This is a genomic window from Micromonospora sp. WMMD882 (genome assembly GCF_027497255.1).
Taxonomy (GTDB): domain Bacteria; phylum Actinomycetota; class Actinomycetes; order Mycobacteriales; family Micromonosporaceae; genus Micromonospora.
Map to the genome: position 1 here is coordinate 285,670 of NZ_CP114903.1, position 13,730 is coordinate 299,399.

At 74.3% G+C, this 13,730-nt stretch carries 9 protein-coding genes; 7 read left to right on the forward strand and 2 right to left on the reverse strand.

The window, feature by feature from the left end:
- The first annotated feature begins 43 nt into the window (after positions 1 to 43).
- The 4 genes from trpB to O7606_RS01265 all read left to right on the forward strand — a co-directional run bounded on the left by trpB (position 44) and on the right by O7606_RS01265 (position 4,994).
- A complete protein-coding gene (gene trpB, locus O7606_RS01250; protein WP_281597125.1) occupies positions 44 to 1,282 on the forward strand; it encodes a tryptophan synthase subunit beta in 1,239 nt (412 codons plus the stop codon).
- A gap of 4 nt (positions 1,283 to 1,286) precedes the next feature.
- A complete protein-coding gene (gene trpA / locus O7606_RS01255) occupies positions 1,287 to 2,093 on the forward strand; it encodes a tryptophan synthase subunit alpha (RefSeq protein ID WP_281597126.1) in 807 nt (268 codons plus the stop codon).
- Between the two features lie 625 nt (positions 2,094 to 2,718).
- On the forward strand, positions 2,719 to 3,786 hold the full coding sequence (lgt, locus tag O7606_RS01260; RefSeq protein ID WP_281597127.1) for a prolipoprotein diacylglyceryl transferase: 1,068 nt from the start codon (positions 2,719 to 2,721) through the stop codon (positions 3,784 to 3,786).
- Positions 3,787 to 3,791: 5 nt separating this feature from the next.
- On the forward strand, positions 3,792 to 4,994 hold the full coding sequence (locus O7606_RS01265) for an NAD(P)/FAD-dependent oxidoreductase (protein WP_281597128.1): 1,203 nt from the start codon (positions 3,792 to 3,794) through the stop codon (positions 4,992 to 4,994).
- A 3-nt stretch (positions 4,995 to 4,997) separates the two neighbouring features.
- On the opposite strand, the gene O7606_RS01270 is transcribed toward O7606_RS01265, so the two are convergent.
- A complete protein-coding gene (locus O7606_RS01270) occupies positions 4,998 to 5,843 on the reverse strand; it encodes a GNAT family N-acetyltransferase (protein WP_281597129.1) in 846 nt (281 codons plus the stop codon).
- 230 nt (positions 5,844 to 6,073) lie between these two features.
- Between O7606_RS01270 and gltB the strand changes: the two genes are divergently transcribed.
- Both gltB and O7606_RS01280 read left to right on the forward strand, forming a co-directional pair.
- Positions 6,074 to 10,681 (forward strand): glutamate synthase large subunit, encoded by a 4,608-nt coding sequence (gltB, locus tag O7606_RS01275; RefSeq protein WP_281599438.1) that lies wholly within the window; start codon positions 6,074 to 6,076, stop codon positions 10,679 to 10,681.
- Positions 10,674 to 12,149 carry a glutamate synthase subunit beta gene (locus O7606_RS01280; protein ID WP_281597130.1) on the forward strand — a complete coding sequence of 492 codons (1,476 nt, stop codon included), beginning with the start codon at positions 10,674 to 10,676 and terminating at the stop codon, positions 12,147 to 12,149. The genes gltB and O7606_RS01280 overlap by 8 nt, the downstream gene beginning before the upstream one ends.
- 142 nt (positions 12,150 to 12,291) lie before the next feature.
- Here O7606_RS01280 and O7606_RS01285 read toward each other — a convergent pair whose 3' ends face one another.
- Positions 12,292 to 12,744 carry a cellulose binding domain-containing protein gene (locus O7606_RS01285; protein ID WP_281597131.1) on the reverse strand — a complete coding sequence of 151 codons (453 nt, stop codon included), beginning with the start codon at positions 12,742 to 12,744 and terminating at the stop codon, positions 12,292 to 12,294.
- Positions 12,745 to 13,454: 710 nt separating this feature from the next.
- Here O7606_RS01285 and O7606_RS01290 point away from each other — a divergent pair.
- On the forward strand, positions 13,455 to 13,664 hold the full coding sequence (locus O7606_RS01290) for a hypothetical protein (protein WP_281597132.1): 210 nt from the start codon (positions 13,455 to 13,457) through the stop codon (positions 13,662 to 13,664).
- The last annotated feature ends 66 nt before the right edge of the window (positions 13,665 to 13,730 follow it).

The window sequence follows — 13,730 nt, forward strand, 5'->3', positions numbered from 1 at the left end:
CCGTCCCCGTACCGGCCGACCCGAACAGCGAGAGAGGACCCGCATGAGCGCCAACCCGCCGGCACCCCGCCCCGCCGCCGAGGTGCCCGACAGCGCCGGTCACTTCGGCCGGTACGGCGGCCGGTTCGTCCCGGAGGCCCTGGTGGCCGCCCTGGACGAGCTGGACGCGGCGTGGCGCAAGGCGATGGGCGACGAGGAGTTCCTGGCCGAGTTCGACGCGCTGCTGCGCAACTACGCCGGGACCCCGTCGCTGCTCTACCCGGCCCACCGGTTCTCCGCGAAGGTCGGCGCGCGGGTGCTGCTCAAGCGGGAGGATCTCAACCACACCGGGGCGCACAAGGTGCGCAACGTGCTCGGCCAGGCCCTGCTCACCCGGCGGATGGGCAAGACCCGGGTGATCGCCGAGACGGGGGCCGGGCAGCACGGCGTGGCCACCGCGACCGCCGCCGCCCTGTTCGACCTGGAGTGCGTGGTCTACATGGGCCAGGTCGACACCGAGCGGCAGGCGCTCAACGTGGCCCGGATGCGGATGCTCGGCGCCACGGTCGTCCCGGTCACCAACGGCTCGCGCACCCTCAAGGACGCGATGAACGAGGCGATGCGGGACTGGGTGGCCAACGTCGACCAGACCCACTACCTGATCGGCACCGCCGCCGGCCCGCACCCGTTCCCGGCGATGGTCCGCGACTTCGTCAAGGGCATCGGCGAGGAGGCGCGGCAGCAGTGCCTCGACCAGACCGGCGCGCTGCCGGACGCGGTCGCGGCCTGCGTCGGCGGCGGTTCCAACGCGCTCGGCATCTTCCACGCCTTCGTCGACGACACCGACGTGCGGCTGTACGGCTTCGAGGCCGGCGGGGACGGCGTCGACACCGACCGGCACGCGGCCAGCATCACCGGGGGCCGGTCCGGGGTGCTGCACGGCACCCGCACCTACGTGCTCCAGGACGCCGACGGGCAGACCGTGGAGTCGCACTCGATCTCCGCCGGCCTGGACTACCCGGGCGTCGGCCCGGAGCACGCCTGGCTGCACGACAGCGGCCGGGCCCGGTACGAGCCGGTCACCGACGACGAGGCGATGGCCGCGTTCGAGCTGCTCTGCCGCACCGAGGGCATCATCCCGGCGATCGAGAGCTCGCACGCGCTGGCCGGCGCGCTGAAGATCGCTCCCCGGCTCGCCGCCGAGCTGGGCCGGGAGCCGGTCATCGTGGTCAACCTCTCGGGGCGGGGCGACAAGGACGTCCACACCGCCGGCGGGTACTTCGGCATCCTCGACAAGGAGTGAACGGATGAGCCGGATCGGGGTCGCCTTCGACAAGGCGCGGGCGGACGGGCGGGCCCTGCTGATCGGCTGCATGCCGGCCGGCTTCCCGACCGTCGACGGGAGCATCGCCGCGATGACCGCCATGGTCGAGGCCGGCGTCGACGTGATCGAGATGGAGATCCCGTACTCCGATCCGGTGATGGACGGCCCGGTGATCCAGAAGGCGAGCGACATCGCCCTCGCCGGCGGGGTCCGTACCGCCGACGCGGTGCGGATCGTCGAGGCGGTCGCGGCCACCGGCGCGCCCGTGGTGACGATGACCTACTGGAACCCGATCGAGCAGTACGGCGTCGACGCGTTCGCCCGGGACCTGGCCGCCGCCGGGGGCACCGGCCTGATCACCCCCGATCTCATCCCCGACGAGGCCGACGAGTGGCTGGCCGCCTCGGACGCCCACGGCCTCGACCGGACCTTCCTGGTGTCCCCGTCGTCCACCGACGCGCGTCTGGCGATGACGGTCGCGCACTGCCGGGGCTTCGTCTACGCCACCGCGGTGATGGGGGTGACCGGGGCCCGGGCGCAGACCTCGGAGGCGGCGCCCACCCTGGTCGGCCGGGTCCGGGCGGTCACCGATCTGCCGGTCGGGGTCGGTCTCGGCGTGGGCACCGGCGCGCAGGCCGGCACCGTGGGCGGCTACGCCGACGGGGTGATCGTGGGCAGCGCGCTGATCCGCTGCCTGCTCGACGCCCCCGACCAGACCGCGGGCCTGACCGCGTTGCGGGCCCTCTCCGCCGAGCTGGCCGAGGGTGTCCGCGCCCCTCGACCGGCCTGACCCACCCGCCCCGCCTCCCGGCCACCCCGCTTCATCGCCTCCCGGGCATCCCGCCTCCCGGTCCAGTCCGTCGCCCCGCCTTCTTCCCGACGGTAGGTCCTCCGGCAGCCTGTCGGGCTGCCCCGTCCGTGCGCCCGCCTGGGTCTGCGATCGTGACTGCGATCGTGGCTGTGGTCATGCCGTTCGGCAGGCTGTCGAGCTGCCCCGTCCGTGCGTCCGCTCCGCGCGGAGCCGACACGACCCGTCGCGGCTCGCATCCGGCTGCTGTTCCGCCCCATCTCCGGGGCAGCTCCAGAGGCTCTCCACCGCCCGGACGTCGGTCCTGCTCACCGCTCCTGGACAGGCCGGCGACCGGCACGCCGAGGTGGAGCAGGGCTGTGCGCCGAAACGCCGCGATCACCAAGGCTCCGAGATCACCAAGGCCCGGCGACCCGCCCACGTCGGGCAGGACAGCGCGCCGAATCCGGGCGGGCAGGCGAGACATCGGAGCCGGGCGGGCAGGCGAGACGCCGCAAGCGAGGCGGGCAAGCTGCTGGGGAGGCTGGGCAGGGTCGCCGGGCGGGGCGGCCGGCCGACGCCGGACCGGGGTGCCCCCCGACCGGGCGCGACGGTAGCGTGTGCACCCGTGACATACGCCTCGCTGACTCCCCAGGCGGCTCTGCCCAGCCCCAGCACCGCGGTCTGGCAGCTCGGACCGGTGCCGATCCGGGCGTACGCGCTGTGCATCGTCGCCGGCATCGTGGTGGCCTGCCTGGTGACCGAGTACCGGTTGCGTCGCCGGGGCGTGGCGCCCGGCGCGGTGCTCGACATCGCGGTCTGGGCGGTGCCCGCCGGCATCATCGGGGCCCGCATCTACCACGTGATCACCTCGCCCGGGAAGTACTTCGGCACCGGCGGCGACCCGTTGGCCGCGTTCGCCATCTGGGAGGGCGGGCTCGGCATCTGGGGCGCGGTCGCCGGTGGCGCGGTCGGCGCGTGGCTCGCCGCGCGCCAGCTCGGCATCCCGTTCGCGGTGGTGGCCGACGCCCTCGCCCCGGGACTGCCGCTGGCCCAGGCGGTCGGCCGGCTCGGCAACTGGTTCAACAACGAGCTGTACGGCGGCCGTACCACCCTGCCGTGGGGGCTGGAGATCCACCGGATGGACCCGGACAACCCCGGCCAGGCGCTACGCGACCAGGGCGGTCAGCCGATCCTCGAACCTGGTCTCTACCATCCGACGTTCGCCTACGAGGCGCTCTGGAACGTCGGCGTCGCCCTGCTGGTCCTCGCCCTGGACCGACGGCTGAAGCTGGGTCGGGGGCGGGCCTTCGCGCTCTACGTGATGGGCTACACCGCCGGCCGGTTCTGGATCGAGCTGATGCGCACCGACGACGCCACCGAGATCCTCGGCCTGCGGCTCAACGTGTGGACCTCGGCGCTGGTGTTCCTGGGCGCGCTCGTCTACTTCGTCCGGGTCCGGGGGCCACGGGAGTACCTGGTCCCGATCGCCGCGCCGGAGCCGACGCCGGCCGCCGACGGCGGGGACGTCTCCCAGCGTGACCTGTCCCGCGCCGCTGCCGCCCCCGACCCGGCCGCCCCCCAGGGGTACCGGGTGGTCGGGGAGGAGCAGTTCCGGGCGTACCGGGACACCGGCACGTTGCCGCCCGAGGAGCCGGCCGCCGACCGGGCCGCCTCGGCCGAGCGCGACGGCTGACGGTCGTGGCCGCGCGTACCGCTGTGGTGGTGGGGGCCGGGGTCGGCGGCCTCGCCGCCGCCGGGGCGCTGGCCCGCTCCGGCTGGGACGTGACCCTCCTGGAACGGGCCGACCGGGTGCGTCCCGCGCCGACCGCGGTGGTGCTCTGGCCCAACGGGGTCCGGGCGCTGCGCGCGCTGGGTCTCGGCGCGGGACTGGACACCATCGCCACCCCGCTGCCCGACGGCGGGATCCGCCGTCCGGACGGGCACTGGCTGGTGCAGCCGCGTCCCACCCCGGCCGAGCGGATGCCGGTCGTGGTGCACCGGGAGGACCTGCACGACGCCCTGGTCGCCGGGCTCGGCGACCGGGTGGACCTGCGTACCGGCGTGACGGTGCGGACGGTGCGCGCCGGCGGCGACGAGCGGCCCTGGGTCGGTGACGACCACCGACGCCACGAGGCGGATCTGGTGGTCGCGGCCGACGGGGTGGACAGCGTGATCCGTCGCCAGCTCGCGCCCTCGGTCGGGGTGGTGGCCTCCGGCAGCGCCACCTGGCGGGCGGTGATCCCGTGGTACCGCGCGCCCCGGTTGCCCGCCGACCAGCCGGCCGGCGGCGAGACCCTGGGGGCCGGCTACCGGTTCGTCTCGGCTCCGCTCGGCGAGCGCGGCGCCACCGGGGGGACCAACCGGGGCGGCATCTACTGGATGGCGACCGCCGCGGGCGCGTCCCGGCCGGAGCCGCCGGAGACCCAGCTCGCCCTGCTGCGTCGCTGGTTCGCCGGCTGGCCCGCGCCGGTCGGCGAGCTGCTGGCCGCCACCGAGCCGGCCGACCTGGTCCAACAGGAGGTCCGCGAGCTGCGTCCGCTGCCCCGCCAGTACGCGTTCCGGTCCGGTCCCGGCGGGGTGGTGCTGCTCGGTGACGCCGCGCACGCCATGCCCCCGCACCTCGGGCAGGGCACCTGCCTGGCCTTCGAGGACGCGGCCACCCTGGCGTCCCTGCTGCGGGAGGCCCGGCTGCCGGACGCGGCCGCCGCGTACGACCGGACCCGCCGTCCCCGGGTGGCCACCGTGGTCCGGCAGACCCGGCGAATGTCGGCGGTGCTCCAGACCCGGGGCCGGTTGGCGCTGCGCGCCCGCGACGCGGCGCTCGGCCCGATCACCACCCGCCTGCTCGGCCACGCCGCGTCGACCGCCGCCCAGTGGCGTCCGCCCTCCCCGTCCGCCTGACGGTCAGGTGAGCAGGGCGGCGGGTTCGGCGATGCAGGCGGTGCCGACGCGGCGGAACCCGACCCGGACGTACACCCGGGCGATCTCCTCGCTGCCGGCGGAGAGGAAGACCAGCTCCGTGCCGGCGGCCAGCAGGGCGTGGGCGAGGGTGGCGGTGACCGCCGCGCCGAGTCCCCGGCGGCGGGCCACCGGCAGGGTCGCCACCCCGGCGATCTCGGCCACGTCGTCGACCCGCATGGCCATGCCGCTGGCCAGCGCGCCGTCGGCGGGGGTGGCGGCGATCGCGGAGAGTCGCCGGCCGTCGCCGATCCGGGAGCCTTCCTCCTCGACGGCGGCGAGGTCCAGCTCGGCCACGGCGGCGTCGCGTTCGGTCGGGCCGACGTGGCCGGGGGCGGTGCCGGCCGCGCCGAACCCGACCGCCGCGACGGCCCGCCGCACCGCCACCTGCGCGGCGAAGTCCGGCGCGGCCGGGTCCAGCAACCGCACGGGTACGTCGGTGAGGGCGCCCGGGTCGGGCAGGGCGGCCGGGTCCAGCACCATCAGCGGCGCCTCCAGCACGCTCAGTCCCGCCGAGCGGGCCACGGCCAGCAGGTCGGGCGTGGTCTCGTGGACCCATTCGAAGGCTTCGGGCAGCCCGAGCTCCCGTTGCCGGGCCCGGACGTCGTTGATGTCGGCCAGCGAGGGCGGCCGGTCGGCGTCGCGGCGGGGCCGGGCGTAGAACGGCCAGCCGGCCCCGTCCCGGACGAAGAGCACCAGAGCGCCGTACGCTTCGGGGTGGGCCGCGTCCCGGGGCACCGCGTCGTAGAAGCGTTCCAGGCGGTCGAACGTCTCAGCGGGTACGTGATCCACCGCGCGAGACTACACGTCCCAGATGATGGAAGTGTGATCAATCCTTCCCGCCCTTGCATGTCGCGCCCTAACGTAGACTCAATAGACCCTCAAGGGCCGACGTCGTCCCGACCCGTGTTGACACCTGAGCGACGACAGGAGGCCCGGTGGCCTTTCCGTACCCTCCCCACCCGCAGACCGCCACACCCGCCGGCCCGCAGCCGGGCGCGGGCACGCCCGCCGCCCAGGGGCTGTACGACCCGGCGCACGAGCGTGACGCCTGTGGGGTGGCCTTCGTGGCGGACCTGCACGGGCGACGTTCCCACCAGGTCGTCGCCAACGGTCTCGGCGCGCTCTGTCGGCTCGACCACCGGGGCGCCCGGGGCGCGGAACCGAACACCGGCGACGGCGCGGGCATCATGATCCAGGTGCCGGACGCGTTCCTCCGCGCCGTGGTGGACTTCCCCCTCCCGCCCGCCGGCCAGTACGCCACCGGTCTGCTCTTCCTCCCCGACGACGACGCCGCCGAGGCCCGGGCCCGGCAGGTGCTGGAGAAGTACGCCCTGGTCGAGGGGGCGGACGTGCTCGGCTGGCGGGACGTGCCGGTCGACCCGAGCGGCCTCGGCGAGACCGCGCTCGCCGCGATGCCCCGGATCCGGCAGATCTTCCTCGCCGCGCACCGGCTCACCGACACCCCGGACGGGCCGGCCGGCTCCCCGCTGGCCGGGATCGACCTGGACCGGGTGGTGTTCTGCGTACGCAAGCAGACCGAACGGGAGACCGCCGAGCGGGGCGTGCCGGCGTACTTCCCGTCGCTGTCCGGGCGCACCCTGGTCTACAAGGGGATGCTCACCCCCGACCAGCTTCCGGCGTACTTCCCGGATCTGCGCGACGAGCGGGTGGCCAGCGCGATCGCCCTGGTGCACTCGCGGTTCTCCACGAACACGTTCCCGTCCTGGCCGCTGGCGCACCCGTACCGGCTGATCGCCCACAACGGCGAGATCAACACCATCCGGGGCAACCGCAACTGGATGCAGGCCCGCGAGGCGCTGCTGCGCAGCCCGAACCTGCCCGGCAACATCCGCCGGCTGTTCCCGGTGTGCACCCCGGCCGCCTCCGACTCGGCGAACTTCGACGAGGTCCTGGAGCTGCTGCACCTGGCCGGGCGGAGCCTGCCGCACGCGGTGCTGATGATGATCCCCGAGGCGTGGGAGAACGACCCGGACATGCGCGCCGACAAGCGCGACTTCTACCGGTTCCACGCCAGCCTGATGGAGCCCTGGGACGGCCCCGCCTCGGTGGCCTTCACCGACGGCGAGATCGTCGGCGCGGTGCTCGACCGCAACGGGCTGCGCCCGGGGCGCTGGTGGCGCACCTCCGACGGCCTGGTGGTGCTGGGCAGCGAGGCGGGCGTGCTGGACCTCGACCCGGGCCGGGTGGTCGCCAAGGGGCGGCTCCAGCCGGGCCGGATGTTCCTGGTCGACACGGTCGCCGGGCGGATCGTGCACGACGACGAGATCAAGGCCGAGCTGGCCGCCGCGCAGCCGTACGGCGACTGGCTGCACGCCGGGCTGATCGAGCTGGGCGACCTGCCGGCCCGTGAGCACACCGTCTACACCCACGACTCGGTGCGCCGCCGGCAGCAGACCTTCGGCTACACCGAGGAGGAGCTGAAGATCCTGCTCGCGCCGATGGCGCGGACCGGCGTCGAGCCGCTCGGCTCGATGGGCACGGACACCCCGATCGCGCCGCTGTCCACCCGGCCCCGGCTGCTCTACGACTACTTCCACCAGCTCTTCGCGCAGGTCACCAACCCGCCGCTGGACGCGATCCGGGAGGAGCTGGTCACCAGTCTCCAGCAGCTCATCGGCCCGGAGGGCAACCTGCTGGACCCGGGGGCGGCGAGCTGCCGGCAGATCGTGCTGCCGTACCCGGTGATCGACAACGACGAGCTGGCCAAGCTGCTCTCCGTCGACGACGACGGCGACCTGCCCGGCTTCAAGGCGGTCCGGGTCTCCGGCCTCTACAAGATCCGGGAGGGCGGGGCCGGCATCCGGGCCCGGCTGACCGAGATCTGCCGGCACGTCTCCGAGGCGATCGAGGACGGCGTACGCATCCTGGTGCTCTCCGACCGGGACTCCAACGCCGACCTGGCGCCGATCCCGTCGCTGCTGCTCACCGCCGCCGTGCACCAGCACCTGGTGCGGGAGCAGACCCGCACCCAGGTGGCGCTGGTGGTGGAGTCCGGCGACTGCCGGGAGGTGCACCACGCGGCCGTGCTGATCGGGTACGGCGCGGCGGCGGTCAACCCGTACCTGGCGTTCGAGTCCGTGGAGGACATGATCACCACGGGCGCGCTGCCCGGCGTGGCGCCGCGCGCCGCCGTCCGCAACTACGTCAAGGCGCTCGGCAAGGGCGTCCTGAAGATCATGTCGAAGATGGGCATCTCCACCGTCTCGTCGTACTGCGGGGCGCAGGTCTTCGAGGCCGTCGGTCTGGACGCCCAGCTCGTCGAGCGGTACTTCCGGGGCACTCCGAGCACCATCGGCGGGGTCGACCTGGACGGCGTGCACGCCGAGATCGCCGCCCGGCACGCGCTGGCCTGGCCGGCCCCGGGCGCCCCGGCGTCGACCGGCCTGGAGGTGGGCGGCGAGTACCAGTGGCGGCGCGAGGGCGAGCTGCACCTGTTCAACCCGGAGACGGTCTTCCTGCTCCAGCACGCCACCCGCAGCCGGCAGTACGACGTGTTCCGCCAGTATACCGCCAAGGTCGACGCGCTGGCCGCGCAGGCCGGCTCGCTGCGTGGCCTGTTCACGCTGCGCGCCGGCGTCCGCCCTCCGGTGCCGATCGACGAGGTCGAGCCGGCCAGCGAGATCGTCAAACGGTTCGCCACCGGCGCCATGTCGTACGGGTCGATCTCGGCGGAGGCGCACGAGACCCTGGCCGTGGCGATGAACCGCCTCGGCGGCAAGTCCAACACCGGCGAGGGCGGCGAGGACGTCGAGCGGCTCTACGACCCGGCCCGTCGCTCGGCGGTCAAGCAGATCGCCAGCGGCCGGTTCGGCGTGACCAGCGAATACCTCGTCAACGCCGACGACCTCCAGATCAAGATGGCGCAGGGCGCGAAGCCCGGCGAGGGCGGTCAGCTCCCCGGCAACAAGGTCTGGCCGTGGATCGCCCGGACCCGGCACGCCACCCCGGGCGTCGGCCTGATCTCGCCGCCGCCGCACCACGACATCTACTCGATCGAGGACCTCGCCCAGCTCGTGCACGACCTGAAGTGCGTCAACCCGGCCGCCCGGGTGCACGTCAAACTGGTCAGCGAGGTCGGCGTGGGCACCGTCGCGGCCGGGGTGGCCAAGCTCAAGGCCGACGTCATCCTGATCTCCGGTCACGACGGCGGCACCGGCGCGTCCCCGCTGAACTCCCTCAAACACGCCGGCACCCCGTGGGAGCTGGGCCTGGCCGAGGCGCAGCAGACGCTGCTGCTGAACAAGCTCCGCGACCGGGTCACCGTGCAGGTCGACGGCCAGCTCAAGACCGGCCGGGACGTGCTGGTCGCGGCGCTGCTCGGCGCGGAGGAGTTCGGTTTCGCCACCGCCCCGCTGATCGTCGAGGGCTGCGTCATGATGCGGGTCTGCCACCTGGACACCTGCCCGGTCGGCATCGCCACCCAGAATCCGGTGCTGCGGGAGCGCTTCACCGGCCGGCCCGAGTTCGTGGAGAACTTCTTCCTGTTTCTCGCCGAGGAGGTCCGCGGCTACCTGGCCGAGCTGGGCCTGCGCAGCATCGACGAGGCGATCGGGCAGACCGAGCTGCTCGACGTCGCCCCGGCGGTGGCGCACTGGAAGGCACACGGGCTCGACCTGGGACGCGTCCTGCACCTGCCGGAGCTGCCGGCCGGCGCGTCCCGCCGTGGCGTCCGCGCCCAGGACCACGGCCTCGACCTCGCCCTGGACAACGAGCTGATCCGGCTGGCCGGCCCCGCCCTGCGCGACGGCACCGCGGTCCGGGTCGAGGTGGCGGTGCGCAACGAGCACCGCAGCGTCGGCGCGATGCTCGGCGGCGAGGTGACCCGCCGGCACGGCGGGCGGGGCCTGCCCGACGACACCATCGAGTTCGTGCTGCGCGGCACGGCCGGCCAGTCGTTCGGCGCGTTCCTGCCGTCCGGGGTGACCCTGCGGCTGCACGGCGACGCCAACGACTACGTCGGCAAGGGCCTCTCCGGTGGGCGGCTGGTCGTCGCCCCCGACCAGGCCGCCCCGTTCACCGCCGGCGACGCCCGTCCGGGCGAGCGCGCCGAGGATCAGATCATCGCCGGCAACACCATCCTGTACGGGGCCACCGGCGGCGAGGTCTTCCTGCGTGGCCGGGTGGGGGAGCGGTTCGCGGTGCGCAACTCCGGCGCGACGGCGGTCGTCGAGGGCGTCGGCGACCACGGCTGCGAGTACATGACCGGCGGCACGGTGGTGGTGCTGGGGCCGACCGGCCGCAACTTCGCCGCCGGCATGTCCGGTGGCGTCGCCTTCGTCCACGGCCTCGACCGGCGGCTGGTCAACACCGAGCTGGTCGACCTGGCCCCGCTGCGCGACGAGGAGCGCGAGGCGCTGCACGACCTGGTCCGCCGGCACGTCGCCGAGACCGGCTCGACGGTCGCCGAGGAGCTGCTCAAGCGCTGGCCGGAGGCGGTGGCGGAGTTCACCGCGGTGGTCCCCCGGGACTACCGCCGGGTGCTGGACATCATGCGGGCCGCCGAAGCCGCCGGCCGCGACGTCGACGATGCGGTGATGACCGCGCTGTCCGCGCCGGCCGCGCCGGTGACCCGGACGGCGACGGCCCAGGAGGTGGCTCGTGCCTGACCCGAACGGTTTCCTGCGCTATCCGCGGCGGCAGCCGGCCCGCCGCCCGGTGCCGGTGCGGATCAGCGACTGGCGGGAGGTCTACCCGCCCGCCGAGGAGGGGCTGGTCCGCGAGCAGGCCACCCGGTGCATGGACTGCGGCGTCCCGTTCTGTCACGAGGGCTGCCCGCTGGGCAACCGCATCCCGGACTGGAACGACCTGGTCCGTACCGGGGACTGGTCGGCGGCGGTGGGTTCGCTGCACGCCACCAACAACTTCCCCGAGTTCACCGGGCGACTCTGCCCGGCCCCCTGCGAGGCGGCCTGTGTGCTGGGCATCGCCGACGACCCGGTGACCATCAAGCAGGTCGAGGTGGAGATCGCCAACGCCGCCTTCGACCGGGGCCTGGTCACCCCGGCGGCGCTGCCCGCGCCGACCGGCAAGCGGGTCGCCGTGGTCGGCTCCGGCCCGGCCGGGCTGGCAGCCGCGCAGCAACTGGCCCGCGCCGGTCACGCCGTCACCGTGTACGAGCGCGACGACGCGATCGGCGGCCTGCTCCGGTACGGCATCCCGGACTTCAAGCTGGAGAAGGAGCACATCGACCGGCGGTTGGCCCAGCTCGCCGCCGAGGGGGTGGAGTTCCGCGCCGGCGTGCACGTCGGCGTGGACGTCACCGCCGAGCAGCTCCGGTCGACGTACGACGCGGTGCTGCTGGCCTGCGGGGCGCTCGCCGGCCGGGACACTCCGGAGACCCCGGGCCGGGGCCTGCGCGGCATCCACCAGGCGATGGAGCACCTGGTCGCGGCGAACCGGGTGGTCGCCGGCCGGGACGCGACGGCGCCGATCGACGCCGCCGGGAAGCACGTGGTGATCATCGGCGGCGGCGACACCGCGGCGGACTGCCTCGGGGTGGCCCACCGGCAGGGCGCTGCCGGCGTCCACCAGCTCGACCTGTACCCGGAGCCGCCGCACACCCGGGACGCCGAGCGGGACCCGTGGCCGACCTGGCCGTGGCTGCTGCGCAGCTACCCGGCGCACGAGGAGGGCGGCGAGCGGGTCTTCGCGGTCGCCGTGCAGGAGTTCGTCGACGACGGGACCGGCCAGGTCAAGGGCGTCCGGATCGCCGAGGTGACGGTGGAGAAGCGGGACGGCCGGCGGATCGTCACCGCGCTGCCCGGCTCGGAACGTGAGCTGCCGGCCGACCTGGTGCTGCTGGCGATCGGCTTCGAGGGCACCGAGGAGCAGCCGCTGCTCACCCAGTTCGGCGTGACCCGCAACGCCCGGGGCGCGGTGGACGCCCGCCCCGACTGGCAGACCGACGTCGACGGGGTCTTCGTCGCCGGCGACATGCACCGGGGCGCGTCCCTGATCGTCTGGGCGATCGCCGAGGGCCGGGCCGCCGCCGCCGCGATCCACGCCCACCTGGGCGGCGCGGGCGCCCTTCCCGCCCCGGTCGCCCCCTCCCAGCGGGCGCTCGCCGCCCGCTGACCCCACCCGCCCCCGCCCACTCGCCTCGTCGATCGAGGGCAGATCGTCGTTAGCTGATTTCCATCAACAGCGATGACCTCTAGATCGACGAGGCGAGGGCGCGTGGAGCAGGGAGAGCGGGGGGTGTCGGACAGCGGGCGGGTCAGCCGAGGGAGCAGGGCGTCCCGTTGAGGGTGAACGAGGACGGGACGCTGGTGTCACCGGTGTGGGTCGCCACGGACCCGATGACGATCGCGCCGCCCGGCCCGATGCTGACGTGGTCGTCGAGGCCCCGGGCCGTGACCCGGCCGCTGACCGGTGAGTACACCGCGTTCCAGTGGCTGGTGATGCGTTGCCCGGTGGGCAGCGTGAAGCGCAGCGCCCAGGAGGTGATCGTGGTCGCCCCGGTGTTGGTGACGGTGATGCTGCTGGTCAGGTAGGTGTCCCAGACGTAGGCCGAGTAGCGGACGTCGCACGCGGCCCCGGTCGGCGGCGGGTCGGTGGGCGCAGCGCTGCTGGCCGGTGGGGTGCTGCTGGCCGGCAGGGCCACGCCGGCCGCCACGGTAATCGGCGCGCTGACGCCGTCCAGGGTGGCGGCCACCGTGGCGGTCAGCACGGCGACGGGCCTGCTCTCGGCGGCGGTCCAGATGTGGCGGTACCGGCTTTGAGGGATACCGCCCTATCAGGATGTGTCGTCGAGCAGGCCGGGTTGCGCCGTGTGCTGGGTGGTGTGCGCTCGTCCTCTGACGGTTCTGGATGCGGCCGATGCGGCGCGTTCGGGGGGTGACGGTTGTCCTGCCGACCGGTCGGGTGTTGGCTCCGTGAGTGCCTGTCGAGCTGCCCCGGATATGGGGCACGGCGTCGGTTGCGCCCCTGCGACGCGCGACTGAGGCCCTGGGGTGGGCGACGTGGCCCGCGAGGCGCGCGACCGGGGTCCCTGCGGTGGCGCGACCGTGCCTCCTGCGGTGCGCGATCGGGGCCCTGTGATCAGCGGCAGTAGCCCTGCGGGGCCGGGCTGCAGGTGGGGGACGGCGGCGTGCGCGGTAGTGGTTTCGTCGTGACCCGACCGGATCTCGCCCTCGTCGTGGCCCTCCGCTCCCGGCCCCCGTTCCGCTGCCCCGGATACGGGGCAGCTCGACAGGGCGCGTATCCCACCCTCTCCCCGCGCCGAGCCGCCCGTGCCCACCTGAACATCCGAGCGACGGCGATCGAGGCGTGGGGTCGAGGTGAGGGGCGTTGCCGCTCGGGCGACAAGGGGCATGTGGTGAATGCGGGGAACGTTTCCCAATCTGTACTGTTCATCGTGCACAGTGGATGCGGAGAGCGGTGGATCATCGGCAGGTAGGGCTTCCGGCGGAGCGGTCCGCCGACGTCGGCTTCGTCCGGGACGGTCCGCTGCGGTCCGGGGTGACCGGCCAGGAGATCGTGGAGGGCCGCCGGGTCACCCTCCACGAGTTCGCCGCCATTGCCGAGCCCCTCACCGCCCGTACGTCGGACGCGCCCGGGGTGGACGGAGGGACCGGAGGCACGGGATGACGTGGGGGAGCGGGCGGTCGGCCCCGGTTGGCGCCGGTCGGCGGAGGTGGCCGTGGAAGACATTCG